Below are 18,360 nucleotides of genomic sequence, written 5' to 3'. Positions count from 1 at the left end.
TCGATTAATTCGTTTGTCTATCGGTATTTTTATTTAAACGCACGATACGTTTTGGCGATTTTAAATTTTGTGCCACAGAATCTGCATCAGGCGTAACATTATAAGTACGTAACGCATATCCCATAATGCTTGAGAATATTGGGGCAGAAACCGCACCACCATAATATTCACCCGCTTTTGGATCATCAATTAAAATGACTAAAGCAAAGCGAGGGTCAGTAACAGGTGCTACACCAGCGGTATAAGCCATATATTTATCAACATATCGACCTTTTTCTAATTTTTTCGCTGTCCCTGTTTTAATGGCTACGCGATAATTATCCACCATGGCTCGTTTATTTTTAATCGCCACTTTTTCCATCATGTTAACCACATCACGAGTAATTTTCTCGGAGAAAACACGATTACCAATAATTGGCGGATCCACTTTCGTAATCGACAATGGGCGATAAATACCGAAACTGCCTAAAGTGACATAAGCACGAGCAATTTGTAATGGCGTAGCATTAATACCATAACCATAGGCAACGTTAGCACGTTCAATATCAGACCAAGTTTTACGATCCGCATTTAAGAACCCTGATTGCTCACCACCTAAACCTAATTCAGTGGATTTACCTAGACCTGCGCTCTTATAACTTTCCATCAACGCTGATGGCGGCATACGCAATGCTAAACGGCTCACGCCTCGGTTAGAAGAATTCTCTAAGATTTGGTCTAAGGTTTGTTTATCGCGCGGCGCAACATCTTTAACCTCTTTACCCGTTAAGACTAATGGCCCCGTATTAATGACTTCATTACGACGAACGGCGCCACGTTGAAGTGCGGTTAAAACAACGAATGGTTTGACCGTTGAACCCGGCTCAAAGGTATCGGTAATCGCGCGGTTACGCATAATATCCGCTTTTACATTAGCACGATTATTTGGGTTGTAAGAAGGTGCATTCGCCATTGCTAACACTTCGCCAGTTCGAACATCAACTAATACCGCAGTCCCTGAAGTCGCGTTATTTTTCTCTACCGCATTAGCAATCTCACGATAAACCATAGATTGTAATTTTTCATCAATACTTAAGGTGACATTGTGAGCTTCGCGTTTACGGATATCCGAAATTTCTTCCACAACATTCCCTTTTTTATCTTTACGGAATGTGCGTAAACCAGCTTGGCCTTCAAGCAACGAATTAAAGCTTTTTTCAATGCCTTCAATACCGTTGTTATCTACATCAGTAAAACCAATTAAATGCGCAGTTTCTGCTGAACGAGGATAAAAGCGACGGAAATCATTTTCAAATACAATACCCGGAATTTTGAGCTTCTGAACATAATCCACCACTTCTTTCGTCACTTGACGTCCCAAAATAATATCTCTGGCTTTTGGTTTATTCTCAATTTTAGCTACTAATTCTTTATGGCTAATATTTAACGCTCTTGCCAAAGCTTTCCAACGTTCTTTATCGCCTAAATATTCACCTTCAATAATGAGTTTTGGATCTGCTTTAATATTATAAACTGGCACGCTAACAGAAAGCATTTGTCCATTACGATCTAAAATAGAACCTCGTGCAGATAACACTTTGACTTCGCGTAAAGAACGCTTGTCAGCTTCATCATTAAAATTTTCTACATTAACAACCTGAACAAAGGCAGCACGTGCGACTAATGCAAATAAACCCAAACAAATACAACCGACTACAAAACGATAACGCCCTTTTAGAAAGCTCGTTTCATAAGTTACTTTCGGTTTATTCGGTTTCACACTTTGTGAATTTACCGTTTTTTTCACCGCACTTCGCGGTTTCGCTGATTTGCGTGCTGAATTAAACTTAACCATTATTCTAAAATCACCACTTCTTGTACAGGATCAATTCGTTTCATACCGATGTTAGTTGCCATGGTTTCAATATATCTATTGTCACTTAAAGTTGTTTCTTCCAATCTTAAATTGACATATTCATTTTCAAGCGCTTGTTTTTCAAAGACTAATGCACCTTTTTCCGAAACTAATACGCGGGTTTGATAAGTTACCCAAATAGTGCCTAATGCAGTCAATACAATCGCTAATAAAAGAGCAATCACCACTTTATTAGCTGAGAACATGTCTTCTAAAAAGACTTCTTGTAGCGGATAGCGCTGACTATTTAATACGGGTTCATTCATATTAGATTTTCTCCGCTACACGTAAAACCGCACTACGAGAACGCGGGTTTAACGCAATTTCTTGTTCACTTGGTTGAATTGCTTTACCAATCACTTTCAATGTTTGATTGCGTTGAATTTGATCTTCGCGTAATGGTAATCCTTTAGGAATTGCCTCGCCTTTACTTTGCTTACGCATAAAATGCTTCACCATGCGATCTTCTAAAGAATGGAAGCTAATGATGGATAACCGCCCTTGAGGTGCTAATAAACTAACTGCGGAATGTAAAATGCTTTCGAGTTCATCCAATTCTGAATTAATAAAAATACGGATCGCTTGGAAAGTTCTTGTTGCTGGGTGCTTATGTTTATCTTTGAAAGGAACAGCGTTCGCAACCAGTTCAGCCAGTTGCAAAGTGCGGTGTAAAATTGGCTCGTTTTTTTGCTGAGCATTTTTATTATAATCCACGATTGCAGCAGCAATGCGTTTAGCAAAACGCTCTTCCCCAAAAGTTTTCAACACCCAAGCTAAATCTTCAACACTCACCTGTGCGAGCCATTCTGCCGCAGAAAGACCTTTTGAAGTATCCATTCGCATATCCAATGGACCGTCTTTCATAAAGCTGAAACCACGTTCTGCATCATCTAACTGTGGGGAAGAAACGCCAAGGTCAAGCAAAATACCATCAATCTTACCGATTAATCCGTATTTTTCACAGATTTCAGGCAGCTCGGAAAAACTATTATGCTCAATTTGAAAGCGATGATCTTGAATTGTTTCCGCTTCAAGAATAGCTCGAGGATCACGATCGATTGCGATTAATCGGCCATTTTGCGATAGTTGAGAAAGGATTAAACGAGAATGTCCGCCACGTCCGAATGTGCCGTCAATATAAATACCATTTTCTTTCAGCGCTAAGCCATTCACTGCTTCGTGAAGTAAAACAGTGATGTGCTCAGGGTGTGAAAAGGTATTTGCCACATTCATAAAACAACCGAAAAAATTTAACGTTAAAAAGAAAGGAAATATTTATTTTTAAGATAATGCGGGACTAGAAAACTAGCCCGCTTACCTTTTATTATCTCGCCTCAGCGAGTTGCTAGTGCCACTGTTCTCTATAATGACAGTGTTTTTAATGCTTCGGATAAGGCAAATTGCTCTGATGAACCTAATGCAATATCTTGTTCAATTTGAGCATTCCATTCAGCCTCAGACCAAATTTCAAATTTATTAAGCTGCCCCACTAACATAATATTTTTTTCTAATTTTGCGTGTTGGCGTAGCGGTGCACTTAATAAAATGCGTCCTGAATTATCTAATTCACATTCTGTTGCATAACCCAACATTACTCGCTGTAAACTGCGTTGCATTGGGTCGAAATTGGATAATTCTAATAAGCGTTTTTCAATAATTTCCCATTCATTTAATGGGTAAAGTAATAAACAAGGTTGGCGAATATCAACGGTACAAACCATTTGTCCTTGATTTAATTCAATAATTTCAGGGCGATAGCGAGTAGGAACAGCAAAGCGTCCTTTTGTATCTAAATTTACCGCTGATGCGCCACGAAACATTATGTAACCTTAAAAATAATTGATATTGGTTTCTTTTGAGTGATGATTTTGGGTCTGATTACCAATTATTACCACAAAACCCCACTTTTCCCCACTATTTGCTTCATTCTATAATCAGTTGGGTCAAGTTGCAAGTAGTTTATTAATTGAACATGATTTAGGCATAAAAAAACCGCACTTTAAAAAGTGCGGTTAATTTGAATGAAGTTCTATTATTCAGTTACAACCGAAGCTTCAGGATCTTTATCACCCAATGGTTTTAATAGAGTGAAGAATAAAATCACACAAAGAGCAGTTAAACCGAAACCGATATAGCAAGATAATTGATAATCTAAACCGAAACCAATTTTGTTATAAGCTAAATATGTGAAACATACGGTTGAAATGAACCATGCAGGGATTGAACATACCCAGTGGAATTTATTGTAACGGTATAAGTATGCCGCTGCAGTCCATAACATGATCATTGCTGTAGTTTGGTTTGCCCAAGTGAAGTAGCGCCATAATACGCTGAAGTCAATTTTTGAAACCACATAACCTAAGGCAAATAATGGAATCGCAATCATTAAACGTTTTACTAATGAGCGTTGTTCAATATTAAAGATTTCTGCTAATTGTAAACGTGCTGCGCGGAATGCTGTGTCACCAGAAGTAATTGGTAATACAACCACACCTAACACCGCAAAGATACCACCAACAATACCTAAGAAATGACGTGAGCTATCATATACCACTTTAGATGGTGAACCTGCAGAGATCGCATCTTGTAACATTTGTGGGTTTTCATAGAATGATAAACCAACCATACACCATACTAATGCAATTACACCTTCAGTAATCATCGCACCATAGAAAATGAAACGACCTTCTTTTTCATTTTGTGCACAACGCGCCATTAATGGGGTTTGTGTTGCGTGGAAACCTGATAATGCACCACAAGAAATGGTTAAGAATAATAATGGCCAAATTGGTACATTACCTTTCACTTGGAAGTTTTGTGTAAATTTCGCCCAAGTTAAACCTTCGCCATCAACATTGACAGTACGGAAGAATTCAATTGGATCAACTGCGCTGAAGTGAGAAGTCACTAGACCATACACCATACCGATTGACATGAATAACAACAAACCACCGAAGAATGGGTAGATACGACCAATGATTTTATCTACTGGTAATAAAGTCGCTAAAATGTAGTAACCGAAAATAGCGAATGTCCACACAGAAATCACAGTGGCTTTATTCATCCCCCAAACCGTTAATTCTGTTGCATCCGCAGCGGTTGCACCGAATACATCCATGGTAATGGTACTTAATAATTGAGCCGGGCTTGATACGAAAACAACACCTACTAATAATAATAGGACTAATGCCATCGCATTGATAAATAATTTAACAGGGCGACCTAAGTATTTACCCGCTAAATATGGCATTGTTGCACCGCCATGACGAATACTTAACATACCGCAGAAATAGTCATGTACAGCACCAGCAAAAATACAGCCTAGTACAATCCATAACATTGCAACAGGTCCGTATAAAGCACCAAGAATTGGACCAAAAATAGGACCAGTTCCCGCAATATTTAATAATTGGATAAGCCAAATCTTTGTTTTAGACATTGGCATATAGTCAACGCCATCTTTCATTGTGTAAGCTGGTGTTGCACGTTTTGGATTAATAACAAAGATCTTCTCAATGATCTTGCCATAAATAAAGTAGCCAGCCACAAGTGCTGCTACACAGAAAAAGAACCATAAAATAGTCATGGTTGTCGCCCTCTAATAATGATTAAAAAAAGAATCGGTAGAATTTTACGAAAATTCTTGGCAGTTGTAAAAATAAAGTAAATAAAGATCCCTCTTCATCAAACCTCAATAATAAAATTTGTGACAAAGATCACATTTATTCCTTTTTCTCTTTTACTTTATCCTCAGGTTCTGGATCAAATTTCACAACAGGAACACATCCTCGACAAGCACCTTGATTTACACCAAGTTCATCACAAAAACGGTCATATTTTTCTAATGCTTTGCGAAACCAACTTTTTTCTTTCGTTTGCTTATCCATTTTGCCCTCACTGTCAAAAAATTTGCGCAATATTAAAGAACATTGCACTTTTTTTCAATAATTTTTCAGCATCCTTACGACATTGGCTCAACCAATGTTTTTTGCCCCCCCACTTTTCCGTATTCATTTCCTGCGATAGCGCATAGTCTTGCAAGGTTTGTAACTGGTCTAATAACGCCACATCATGTTGGAAAAAATATAATAAACGCCTTATAGCAGGAACAGTTGCCGATAAAGTGCGGTAATTTTTGACAAAGTTTTGTAAATGACAAATATCTTGTGGTGTAATCTGCCAGTGAATCTCAGTAGAAAAATGTTGAGAAAATGGATGAAAACACAAAGGGAAATTACGTTTGAAATCCGCTTCTGCTTGAGAAACAAGCTGTCGCCCTTTTTCTGATATTGCGCGCAAGGCAATGGCTGAAAAACAACCGCTACTCGCTTCTTTACTATCACCAATATGCACTAAAATAAAACCGCACTTTTGCCAAAAATGCGCAAGCTCTTGGTTATAACCAAAGCTAACCGACAAAAAATCCACCGGCGTATCTTGGGCTATTTGTTCAATTAATTGCAACCCAATACCATGACGTTGCCAATTGGGTTGCACCGCAATACGCGAAATACGTAACGAATTTAATCGACAAAAATCACCATTGTGTTGGTAAGCTGCTAGCTTTTGAGCCACTAGATTGCCTTTGGGGCGACGCTCTCCATCACTAATCTGTTGAACTAACAGCTCGTCGTTAAAATTTCCTTCTTCCACCAACCAAACACCAGCAATCAGATTTTCTTCGGCGTGGGCTACCCAAAACTGCTGATGAGGCGCATCCAATAAGCGTCGCAAATCCAATGGTGATGTTCGATAATGAGCAAGCGTCAATAAACCATAAAAATCTGTGATGCGTTGTACGATTTCAGATTGCAAAACGGGTTGAAATTGCACCGCACTTTGTGGATTAAAGCTGGGTTGCTCTAATTTATCTTCAGCTTCCAATAACAATAATTCATCAATAAATTGTTCTAAAGGATCATTTTGCTGCCAACGTAAAGGCTCGACCAATTGAAAAGCTTGATAAGTGCGGTTTAAATTTGCTAAGAATTTGATTAAAAATCCTCGCCCTGTGCCCTCATAGCTATGCACTGTTGTAGAAATCACGATGTGTTTGAAACTGTGGGTTAAACGATTTAAGCTATCAATCGGTAACATAGCGGCTTCATCAATCAATAACCAATGTTGTTGAAATTGCTCTGGTTGGCGTTCAATCTGTTGAATAAGTTCGTCAGGTGCAATGAACTCAAGTGGCATTTGTACAACATCTTGCAAAATTTTCACCGCACTTTTATTCGGCGCAGTTAAGATGATTGGCGTTGAATGTTTATATAATTGTTGCGCAAGAAAACCCACAAGCGCAGACTTTCCTCGCCCACGTTTTGCAGTCAAAATAAAAATATCCGCTTGTTGCTTTAAGATTTGTTCAATAATGTGAGATTGAGATGTTGTTGGTTGATAGCCTTTGCATTGAGTGGAAAATGTGGATTGGCACGTCATTCGTTCTTGATAAACAGTCGCATATTTCTTTAATAGCGATTGAAAATGTCGCTGAAAATTAGGTGTCGGGATTCCCGTTTCGACACCCGACCAGCGCAAGCTATCCTGATCAATATGGCTTTGATCATTCAACCATAAAATTAAACGACCATTCGCTCGCAAGGTGCCTGCTGCCATAGCGAGGGCATCCAAATTGATACCTTCACGTGCATCAAATAAAATTTGGTCAAATTCTTGCCCTAATAAATTCCTCGCCTTATGAATGTTGCTAGCATCAATCACCAGCAAATTATCAGAGGCAGCTACAAAGTGCGGTGTTTTTTCAGCACAATAGACTTCAAGTTGGCGAGCAGGCAACATAATTATTCTTCGTCGTAAGAATAAGGATCTTCAAATCCTAAACCAAGCATAATTTCTGTTTCGAGACTTTCCATTTCCTCGGCTTCATCATCTTCAATATGATCATAGCCCAACAAATGCAAGCTACCATGCACCACCATATGCGCCCAATGTGCTTGTAATGGTTTACCTTGTTCTGAAGCTTCTCGTTCCACCACTTGACGACAAATAATTAAATCACCAAGCAAAGGCAATTCCACTTCGTCAGGACATTCAAAGGGGAAAGAAAGCACATTTGTGGGTTTGTCTTTGCCTCGATAAGTGCGGTTTAATTCTTGGCTTTCTTGTTCATCCACAATGCGAATTGTCATTTCGGGTTCAAGATTTTCTGCTCGTACTGCCTGCGTTGCCCAATGCGTAAATTCAGCTAAACTCGGTAACCCCGTTTCTTGCTGGCTTGCAATTTGTAAATCGACAATAACCGTTTTCATTTTTACTCGCCTTCTTGATTGGATAATTGCTTCTCGGCACGCTCTTGGCGTTTTAACTCCGCCAATTGTTGTTTACGCACTTCATCTTCGGCTTCCCATTTTTCGTAGGCTTGTACCACTTTTGCCACCACCGGATGACGCACAATATCTTGGCTATCAAAATAATTAAAACTCAGTTCAGACACTGCTGATAAAACTTCAATGGCATGTTTCAACCCTGATTTTTGGCTACGCGGTAAATCAACCTGCGTCACATCACCAGTAATTACTGCTTTTGAATTAAAGCCGATACGAGTTAAAAACATTTTCATCTGTTCTACTGTGGTATTTTGGCTTTCGTCTAAAATAATGAAACTGTCATTTAATGTTCTGCCTCGCATATAGGCTAAAGGTGCAATTTCAATCACATTACGTTCCATTAATTTTTCGACACGTTCAAAACCCAGCATTTCATATAAGGCATCATATAATGGGCGTAAATAAGGCTCAATTTTAGATCCTAAATCCCCAGGCAAGAAACCCAGCTTTTCCCCAGCTTCAACCGCAGGGCGCGTTAACAAAATACGACGAATTTCTTGACGTTCCAAGGCCTCCACCGCAGCAGCTACCGCTAAAAAGGTTTTCCCTGTTCCCGCTGGGCCAATACCAAAACTAATGTCATGGGTTAAGATATTATGCAAGTATTCAATTTGATTTTTACCCCGCGGTTTAATTAACCCGCGTTTTGTTTTAATGGTTGTCGTGTAAACTTTACTTTCAGCACGCGTTTCGGTTTCTGCTTGTGATAACATTCGACTTTCTTGAATGGCAATATGCACATCTTCCAAATCAAGTTCTTTGATTTTTCCTTTCACTGCCGCAGTTTCCACATACAAATCTTGGATTAATTTCACCGCACTTTGAATTAATTTAGCATGATAAGGTTGTTGCTTTTCTTCATTGGACTCAATAGTGAAATCAAAATTACGGCGAGAAATATTCAGATTAAATTCTTTCTCAATAAGTTTTAAATTATCATCATAAGCGCCACAAAGGGATTGTAAACGTGCATTGTCCTGTGGCTCCAAACTAAATTGTTGTTTAATTGATTCTGTCATTGTTACTCTAAAGTCGAAAAATTTGTGGCTATATTAGCAATATATTGGCTGGAACTCTAGCCTTAGAAATGGCATACAAAAAGAGCCGACTATCAATCGGCTCTTTATTTTCAATTATGGCAGTTCAGGGAATAGCATTTTAATCACATTTTGCGTTAAACGACGAGATTTGCCACTATAAGGGAAAATATGCATCATCATCATTGGGTTGAAATTAGCTTCAATCACACCCCAAGAGCTTAACTCCGATTGCGCTGGCTGTTTTAAATCAGGAATAATTAAATCTACACCACAAACTGCGGCGCCCATGGCTTTGGTAATGCCTACAGCCAATGTTTTATAACTTGGATGCATTTCATCCGTCATATCAATACTGTCACCACCAGTACTAATATTTGAATTCGCACGCAATTGAACAACTTGATCTTTGGCTGGAATAGAATCAATGGTCAATCCCTGTTCTTTCAGTTGTAATTGTTCAATTTCGCCAAGAGCAATTTTTTTCAGCGGCGTTCTGCTACCATCACCACGCAGTGGATGATTATTTTTCTCCGCCACTAATTCAGCAACGGTATTTTTGCCATTTCCAACGACATTTGCTGGCACTCGTAACAACACAGCAAGCGTTTCATCCCCTAACACAAAGAAACGATATTCAGTACCGACCAAATAATCTTCCACCATAATTTCTTTGTCTTCACGAAAAGCGATTTCCACTGCTTTGGCAAAATCATCGCGATTTTGCACACCTTGTTGGAAAATGGTAATGCCTAAACCATAATTGGTAGTTTTTGGCTTAATCACAACAGCTTTGCCTTCAAATAAAGCGTAACTAGCAATGGCTTGGTTAACATTGGTGAACTCAATACTTTGAGGCACATTAAAGCCAGCTTTCGCTAACACTTTTTTTGTCACCACTTTATTTTCCATAATCAATGGCGAAATATAGCTATCATGGCTTGTCATATTGCCATTTTTTACATATTCAAAATGATCACCAAATTGCAAACGCAGGAATTGATCGTTCTCATCCAAGATCTCCATTTGCAACCCTTTTTGAATCGCATCAAACATCAAAGCTTGCGTGGAAAGTTCCATATTGTCAAAAGCCGATAAGGCATAGAAACGCTCAAAAGCCTGTGCTTTATATTTTTTCGCTAATTTAGCACCAACTTTTTGATAGCTGCCTTCCTCATAAATTGCTTTGATTAATCTGCCACAAACAGTTTGCATTGGGTCGCCAAATTGGCTTAATTTTTCTTGTGCAATTTTCACCGCACTTTCTTCTGCACCAATAGTTTTTAACATTTCAATCATTTCTAGCAGCAACATTTCGCCTTCAACAGCATAGGCAGTTTCACAACGTGGATCTTCCAACGCTACTTCAGCCAAACGTGCTCTACCTAGTTGCACATCTTCTTGTGTTGCAGTTTCTTCAATCCATAGCATTAATAACAAGAAATGATGAATAAATCGTGCATCCGCTAAATTAATGCCATAAGGCTCGAAAGGGTTGAGGTCGAACAAACGGAATTCTAAATAACGAATACCGGTTTTTAAGAACTCACGTGCTTTCTTAGCACCACGTAAACGCACATTGGAATAAAATTCTTTTTCCGCAATTAATTTGCCTGAATTTACCCAATGCTCCAAGCTTTCCACATAAGCAGGAATACTATCAAAGGAAACGATCACTTCAGGATCGTTCACATAACCATATTTACTTGAACGTAGGCTGCGAACATATTGATTTTCACGTAAAGGCGAACCACCACGAAAATACTTATCTTCTACGGTTGGCGTAGCTGAAAGCAAATACAATAACACCCATTGATAACGTAAAAAGTTCTTCGCCATTTTCAAATACAGATTATTTTGAAAATCAAGCAAATCCTTATATTCTGATTGCGCTTTAAATAACGCTTTGATCAATTCCTCATCTAATTGAAAATTATAGTGAATACCGCTCACCATTTGCTTATTTTTGCCATAAATTTTCACAAGATATTCACGATAAGCCACATCTTCAGGATTATCTAATTGCGCCACTTTAATTTTATCTTCCTGTGGCAATCCTGCGGGCATACTCAATGGAAATACATATTCATCTTCAGGAATTGAACGTAGCACAACTTCATGAATTGCCGACAACCAACGCAGAGAATCTTCCAATTTTTTATTTGGCGGGGTAATTAATTCAAGCTGACTTTCCGCAAAATCGGTTTGAATATAAGGGTGAAAAGAACGGTTACCAAAACAATTCGGGTGAGCAGTTGTGACAATAGAACCATTCTCATACACACGCTGACTTTCTTTTTCCAAACCAAAAGAGGCTTGTTGAAATAATAAACCAAGACGATTTTCTTTGATAATTTGTTGTAAATTCATGTGGTTATCCTTATTAATACAGGGGAACATGTTTCTCATGCGCTGTTACAGTTGCTTACCATACCATTGTTTTGTTTTTTGTGCTATACAAAAAGTGTGGTGAAATCCACCGCACTTTTAAAAACGAGAATGACAAAGATGTATGTATCAGATCACAGACATAACACTTATGATTTGTGTCAAAGCAATCTATTCGCCAAATAAAAACCGTACTTTCGTACGGTTTTATTCGTTACTAATGAATTACCACTGATAGCCTACACTACCACCGTAAGTAACATCATTGCGGCTATTCACACCCACACCAAGTTTAATTGATACCTTGTTATTGTCCGAGTTACGAGAATAACCTACAGCCACAGCAGATTCACCTTTGTATCCACCAACAGCCATTGAAACCATACTCTTACCAGCTTCATTTGGACGTTGAAGGAATGCCATAGCTGTTGCACCAGCAATACCCGCACGCAAACTACGATCTAACTTGTCAATTTTATTACCAACTTGCTTGATGCTCTTATCAACATAACCGCGATTCGCTGCATCAGTATCCTTGATCGGCGTACCAACATTTTGAATACGGTTTCCGCCCATATTCACATTAGTACCTTTCACAATTTCAAGGTTTTTGCCTTGACCACCAATAGTTGTGTTCCCTTTCGATGAGAAGTCACCGTTTACTACTGTATTTTTAAGGTTAGTGTTACCATTTACAGTTAAATCTTTCTCAATAACTTGGTTTCCGCCAACTTTGCTATTGCCTTTGATGTTCGCATTGCCTTTTACAGTCAAGTCTTTCTCAATAGTTTGGTTGCCACCAATTTTGCTGTCACCTTTTACTGATTGATTTCCACCGATCACAGTATCGCCTTTAATGTTAGCTTTACCTTCAACAGTTAAATCTTTCTTCACAGTTTGGTTGCCATCAACAGTTTGGTTACCTTTAACGTGAGCATCACCGCCAACAGTCACACCAGCAATAGTTTCTAAGCTTGAGAACGTTGGGTTATCAGCAATTTGAATTTCAATCTTACCTTCAGAACCCACTGTTTTCACGTTCTTCGTACTGTATGAGCCAGTACCATTACCACCAGTAATATCTAAAGTTTCACCTAATTTACGATTCACAGTGAAATTAGAGTTATCGCCACGGAATTTCAAACCTTTATCTTCTAAGGTATCTATTGCGTCTTGAACATTTTGCATATTCGCAGCATCCGTTGGAGCTGTACCTTTACCAATATTGGTGATAGTGTTTCCACCCATATTTACAGTCGTATTTCCTGCAATATTAAAAGTTTTACCTTCACCACCAATGGTTGTATTACCATTAAGGTTAGTGTCGCCATTAACTGTTAAGTTCTTAGCAATTGTTTGGTTACCACCAATATTGCTATTGCCTACAACGGTTTGGTTACCTACGGTCGTACTATCGCCCATAACTGTCTGATTACCATCTACAGCCTGGTCACCACGAACTAACTGGTCACCGTTAATAGTGCTATTACCTGCAACTGTTTGGTTGCCACCAATGTGTGTATCACCATTTAGGTTAGTTGTACCATTAACCGTTAAGTCTTTCTCAACTGTTTGATTTCCGCCAATATAGCTATTGCCCACAACAGTTTGGTTACCTACGGTCGTACTATCGCCCATAACTGTCTGATTACCATCTACAGCTTGGTCACCACGAACTAACTGATCACCATTAATGGTGCTATTACCAGCAACTGTTTGGTTTCCACCGATATGGGTATCGCCATTTAAGTTAGTTGTTCCATTAACAGTTAAGTTTTTCTCAATGGTTTGATTTCCACCAATATAGCTATTGCCCACAACAGTTTGGTTACCTACAGTCGTACTGTCTCCCATAACTGTCTGATTGCCATCTACTGCTTGGTCACCACGAACTAACTGATCGCCATTAATAGTGCTATTACCCGCAACAGTTTGATTTCCACCGATATGGGTATCGCCATTTAAGTTAGTTGTTCCATTAACCGTTAAATCTTTCTCAACGGTTTGATTTCCACCAATATAGCTATTGCCCACCACAGTTTGGTTACCTACGGTCGTACTGTCTCCCATAACTGTCTGATTGCCATCTACAGCCTGGTCACCGTTAATAATGCTGTTACCTGCAACTGTTTGGTTGCCACCGATGTGCGTATCACCATTTAAATTAGTTGTTCCATTAACCGTTAAATCTTTCTCAACTGTTTGATTTCCGCTAATGGTGCTATTACCTGCAACTGTTTGGTTACCACCAACAGTTACATTTCCTGTGGTAGTTAAATCTGTGAAAGTCGGTTTATCCGAAATTTCAATCGTAACCTTATCTGTTGTAGCATTAGTTCTGACATTCTTTGTACTGAATGGACCTGTTCCATTACCACCAACTATATTCAAAGTTGTGCCTAATTTCTGTTTGGTTGAGCCTGTATCACCGTTAAAGGTTAAGCCCCCATCCGTCAATTCTTTTGTTGCTGTAGAAATCCATTTTTCAACCTGTCCTTTATTGACTGCATCTGTGTCATTTTTAGCATCACCAATATTAGTGATAGTGTTTCCACCCATATTTACAGTCGTATTTCCAGCAATATTAAAAGTTTTACCTTCACCACCAATGGTTGTATTACCATTAAGGTTAGTGTCACCATTAACTGTTAAGTTCTTAGCAATTGTTTGATTTCCAGCAATAGTGCTATTACCCGCAACGGTTTGGTTGCCACCAATATGCGTGTCGCCATTTAAATTAGTTGTTCCATTAACAGTTAAATCTTTCTCAACAGTTTGGTTTCCTGCAATGGTGCTATTACCCGCAACTGTTTGGTTTCCACCAATATGCGTATCGCCATTTAAATTCGTTGTTCCATTAACAGTTAAATCTTTCTCAACTGTTTGATTTCCGCTAATGGTGCTATTACCCGCAACAGTTTGGTTGCCACCGATGTGCGTATCACCATTTAAATTAGTTGTTCCATTAACCGTTAAATCTTTCTCAACTGTTTGATTTCCGCTAATGGTGCTGTTACCAGCAACCGTTTGGTTACCATTAACAGTTACATTTCCTGTGGTAGTTAAATCAGTAAAGGTCGGTTTATCCGAAATTTCAATCGTAACCGTATTTTCTGTCGCTTTAGTTCTTACATTATTAGTACTGAATGAACCTGCTCCATTACCACCAACTATATTCAAAGTTGTGCCTAATTTTTGTGTGGTTGACCCTGTATTACCGTTAAAGGTTAAGCCCCCATCCGTCAATTCTTTTGTTGCTGTAGAAATCCACTTTTCAACCTGTCCTTTATTGACTGCATCTGTGTCATTTTTAGCATCACCAACATTAGTGATAGTGTTTCCACCCATATTTACAGTCGTATTTCCAGCAACATTAAAAGTTTTACCTTCACCACCAATGGTTGTATTACCATTAAGGTTAGTGTCGCCATTAACTGTTAAGTTCTTAGCAATTGTTTGATTTCCAGCAATGGTGCTATTACCTGCAACGGTTTGGTTTCCACCAATATGCGTGTCGCCATTTAAATTCGTTGTTCCATTAACAGTTAAATCTTTCTCAACAGTTTGGTTTCCGCTAATGGTGCTATTACCTGCAACACTTAAATTACCTGTTGTAGTTAAGTTAGCAAAAGTTGGGTTTTTATCTATACGAATCTCAATGCCACCATCTTGAGTTGCAACTGTTTTCACATTTGACGCATCATATTGTTCGTCTGCTTGTTTACCTGTACCCACGATTTGCATTGTTGAACCTAACGTACGATTAACTTCAACACCACTATTGCCAGAGAATTTCAAGCCTTTGTTTATTAACGTATCAGTTAAATCTGTTTTCGCATCATTAACGGCTTTATAAACTTCAGCACCATTTACTGCATTTGTACTTGTCGCATTCACACCACCATTAGAGACATTGGTGATTTGTTTGCTATTTGCGTCAATGCCATTTTTTGCGGTTAATTTACCTCCAACAGTGGCATCACCAGTAGTATTTAAAGTTGTAAATGTTGGATTTTGTGAAACAGCAACAGTGATGTTATTCGCTTCTTTAGTTACTACAACATTATCGCCTTGTTTAATTCGCACAATATTCGCTGTACTATTCACGTTAGTTGCTTCAGCATCGGTTTGATTATTGATACCCAATAACCAGTTACCTGAAGCGCTTTTCACTGCATCTTTCACTGCTTTATCAACAGCCGCATCTAATTGACCTTTGTTAACAGCGTCTGAATTGTCTGTTGCATCGCCTAACCCTGTAATTTTGTTGTTAGACATATTCACTATTGTACCACCAGCCACAGTGAAGTTTTTGCCATTACCGCCAATTGTGGTGTTCCCAGTTGCAGTTAAGTCACCCGTATTTACGCTTGTGAAAGTTGGAGTATCATTTACTGCGATACTGATTTTATTTTCAGATTGGGTAATATTCACATTTTTACCAGCGTCAATCGTAACAGTTTCACCCATATTGATTTTATCGGTACGAACTCCTGCCAAATTACCACCAGTTGATTTACTTGCTGTTAAACTCCAACCTTTGTTCACTTCGTTTTGTACAGCCTGCGCTTTATTATCTGCAGCAACAGCTTTTGCGTCTGCGTTTGCAGCAGCTGTTTTTGCTGCATCAGCTTTAGCGTCCGCAGCAACAGCTTTTGCATCTGCAGTTGCCGCTGCTTCTTTAACAGTGTTTAACTGAGCACCATTTACTGCATCTTTACTAGTTGCAGAAACATCACCTGCACCCACATTAGTAATTTTATTACCACCCGCGTCTAAGCCGCCTTGTGCAGTCACTTTACCTGCAAAGGTTGGAGCATCGACCGTTTTCACCGTAATGTTGTTGCCCGAACGGCTTACATCGATATTTGTGCCTTTAATCACACGCACAACATTGTTGGTTTTGTTTACAGTGGCTAAGTTAGTTTCTGAATTTGCTCCTAACTGCCAGCTGCCACCAGCATTTGCAACTGCGTCATCTAATTGTTTTCTGTTTACTGCGTCAGTAGGCTGTTCTCCTGCTTTAACCCCAGAGATTATGTTTCCCCCCATATTGATGGTTGTACCAGCACCTGCAGTAAAACCTCCATTGGCGTTAATCGCATTATTAAATGTTGCCGCCCCAGTAAATGTTGTTGCTCCGCCAAATGTTGCTGGACCACTCACGTTTAATTTTGTTGAGGTCACATTGGTGAATGTCACATCATCTTCTGTTTTAATGGTAATTTGGTTATTCTTTTTAGCCACAACAATGTTTTTGCCTTGGGCAATATCAACTGTTCCGTTGTTGGCAATAAATGAATCGCTCTCCCCATTGGCTGTCAAATGGAAACCTGAGTTGTTGATTGCTGTCACTACTTCGCTGGATTTGGCTAAACCAGTACCAGTCGCAATAGCTTCTCCTTGTTTTGTTGAAGTAATTGCTTTCGTTTTTACTTTGAAACGAACAATTGCATTGTCACCATCATCTTTTACATCGGATTGAATCAGCTCATCGTCACCTTCACTGTGCATAAATTTCACAATGCCGTTGTTATTGATACGAGACTTAGCTTTTCCATCATTTCCAGCTACGTTAAATCCAGTATTTTTTACTACATCATAAAGTTGGCTACCGTTTACCGCATCAGTTGACTCTGCAGTTACTCGGCCTTGTGCTACGTTCACAATTTGACGTTTGTGGCTTGCATTACCCACAGAAAGCACAGAACCTTGATTATTTTGATCTTTTGGATTAACCGTAGTGCCACTATCGTTTGCAAATGCATAGCTTAAATTTTTGCTCTTATCTTCTGTTGCAGAGCCAGCACCTAATGCAAGAGCATTTTCGTGAGTTGCACGTGCTTTTCGACCTAATGCAATACTGTCTGTAGCTGTTGCTTGGGTGTTTTCTCCATCGCCATAGTAATCTGAATTACCCGTTGTTTTGTCCGAACCAATCGCAATAGAACCAGTACCAGAACTTAATACAGATTTACCTATACCGATTGCTCGATCACCACTTACAGCGGCTACCGTACCAATAGCCATTGAGTAATCACCTTTTGCCCCTGCTTGACGCATAATCGCAAGAGAGTTCGCCCCATTGCAGATGCAGCTGCACCAACAGCAACAGCACCTGAAGACGCATCACCTGTATTAGCGTGCCCGCCAAGAGCGACGGACAAGGCTCCATGAGCTTTTGCATTATCACCATAAGCAACCCCACCATTCTTGGCATAAGAATTTGCACCTAACGCTCTAGGCAGATCAGCTCCACCACCATAGTTACCAACACCCGTAGCTCCAAACGGATGTTGATTCACAGGGTTATTATAGTTTTCTACCGCAGCACCGCCCGGATCCTTTGGATTTTGATATGTACCACCGTCAGGGACCGCAAATGCATTCACTGATAACAATGCTAATGAAAGAATAGTTAATTTAAAGAAAACACCTTTCTCACAATTTGACTGGCTAGATGCCTTAACACGACCTTTTGCTAACTCCGACACAGCAGTCCAAGTTTGTGTTGAATGATTCCAAATGATTCGGAAAATTTTGTTCATATAAATGACCTTTTTCTTGTAAATTTTAGAAAAAAACAGGGTATTTTGAGTTCACAAAAACACCCTGTTTTGATAATTAGTAAAAAACGAGGCTACAATACACCAAAATCGCTCAAAAAACTAGCGAAAAATGATGGAAAAATGTA

The 18,360-nt window shown here is 39.1% G+C and carries 12 protein-coding genes; all 12 read right to left on the bottom strand.

Annotation, left to right across the window (positions count from 1 at the left end; all coding sequences use genetic code 11):
- Positions 1 to 4: 4 nt before the first annotated feature.
- The 12 genes from ftsI to ACUXZ4_RS03865 all read right to left on the bottom strand — a co-directional run bounded on the left by ftsI (position 5) and on the right by ACUXZ4_RS03865 (position 18,214).
- Positions 5 to 1,834 carry a peptidoglycan glycosyltransferase FtsI gene (ftsI, locus tag ACUXZ4_RS03920; protein WP_464973736.1) on the bottom strand — a complete coding sequence of 610 codons (1,830 nt, stop codon included), beginning with the start codon at positions 1,832 to 1,834 and terminating at the stop codon, positions 5 to 7.
- Positions 1,834 to 2,160, bottom strand: coding sequence for a cell division protein FtsL (gene ftsL, locus ACUXZ4_RS03915; protein ID WP_464973735.1), 327 nt, complete (start codon positions 2,158 to 2,160; stop codon positions 1,834 to 1,836). Before ftsL ends, ftsI begins: the two co-directional genes overlap by 1 nt.
- A 1-nt stretch (position 2,161) precedes the next feature.
- Positions 2,162 to 3,127: a 16S rRNA (cytosine(1402)-N(4))-methyltransferase RsmH gene (gene rsmH / locus ACUXZ4_RS03910; protein WP_464973734.1), complete on the bottom strand. Its 966-nt coding sequence runs from the start codon at positions 3,125 to 3,127 to the stop codon at positions 2,162 to 2,164.
- Positions 3,128 to 3,255: 128 nt separating this feature from the next.
- Positions 3,256 to 3,714: a division/cell wall cluster transcriptional repressor MraZ gene (gene mraZ / locus ACUXZ4_RS03905; RefSeq protein ID WP_464973733.1), complete on the bottom strand. Its 459-nt coding sequence runs from the start codon at positions 3,712 to 3,714 to the stop codon at positions 3,256 to 3,258.
- A gap of 212 nt (positions 3,715 to 3,926) precedes the next feature.
- Entirely contained in the window at positions 3,927 to 5,474 is a 1,548-nt protein-coding gene (locus ACUXZ4_RS03900; protein ID WP_464973987.1) for a carbon starvation CstA family protein, read from the bottom strand.
- 142 nt (positions 5,475 to 5,616) lie between these two features.
- A complete protein-coding gene (locus tag ACUXZ4_RS03895) occupies positions 5,617 to 5,781 on the bottom strand; it encodes a DUF5363 domain-containing protein (RefSeq protein WP_464973732.1) in 165 nt (54 codons plus the stop codon).
- A 13-nt stretch (positions 5,782 to 5,794) separates the two neighbouring features.
- Positions 5,795 to 7,693 carry a tRNA(Met) cytidine acetyltransferase TmcA gene (locus tag ACUXZ4_RS03890; RefSeq protein WP_464973731.1) on the bottom strand — a complete coding sequence of 633 codons (1,899 nt, stop codon included), beginning with the start codon at positions 7,691 to 7,693 and terminating at the stop codon, positions 5,795 to 5,797.
- A 2-nt stretch (positions 7,694 to 7,695) separates the two neighbouring features.
- Entirely contained in the window at positions 7,696 to 8,163 is a 468-nt protein-coding gene (ybeY, locus tag ACUXZ4_RS03885) for an rRNA maturation RNase YbeY (protein WP_464973730.1), read from the bottom strand.
- A gap of 2 nt (positions 8,164 to 8,165) precedes the next feature.
- Entirely contained in the window at positions 8,166 to 9,260 is a 1,095-nt protein-coding gene (locus tag ACUXZ4_RS03880; protein WP_464973729.1) for a PhoH family protein, read from the bottom strand.
- A 114-nt stretch (positions 9,261 to 9,374) separates the two neighbouring features.
- Entirely contained in the window at positions 9,375 to 11,648 is a 2,274-nt protein-coding gene (gene gshAB / locus ACUXZ4_RS03875; RefSeq protein WP_464973728.1) for a bifunctional glutamate--cysteine ligase GshA/glutathione synthetase GshB, read from the bottom strand.
- A 243-nt stretch (positions 11,649 to 11,891) separates the two neighbouring features.
- The gene (locus ACUXZ4_RS03870) at positions 11,892 to 17,696 is read right to left on the bottom strand and encodes a YadA-like family protein (RefSeq protein WP_464973727.1); all 5,805 of its coding nucleotides are present in this window, start codon (positions 17,694 to 17,696) and stop codon (positions 11,892 to 11,894) included.
- On the bottom strand, positions 17,678 to 18,214 hold the full coding sequence (locus ACUXZ4_RS03865; protein ID WP_464973726.1) for an ESPR domain-containing protein: 537 nt from the start codon (positions 18,212 to 18,214) through the stop codon (positions 17,678 to 17,680). Before ACUXZ4_RS03865 ends, ACUXZ4_RS03870 begins: the two co-directional genes overlap by 19 nt.
- Positions 18,215 to 18,360: the final 146 nt, after the last annotated feature.

This window comes from Reella acinonychis (assembly GCF_052828705.1).
Note: the sequence above shows the minus strand (reverse complement) of the source record. Positions and strands in the feature narration are given on the sequence as shown.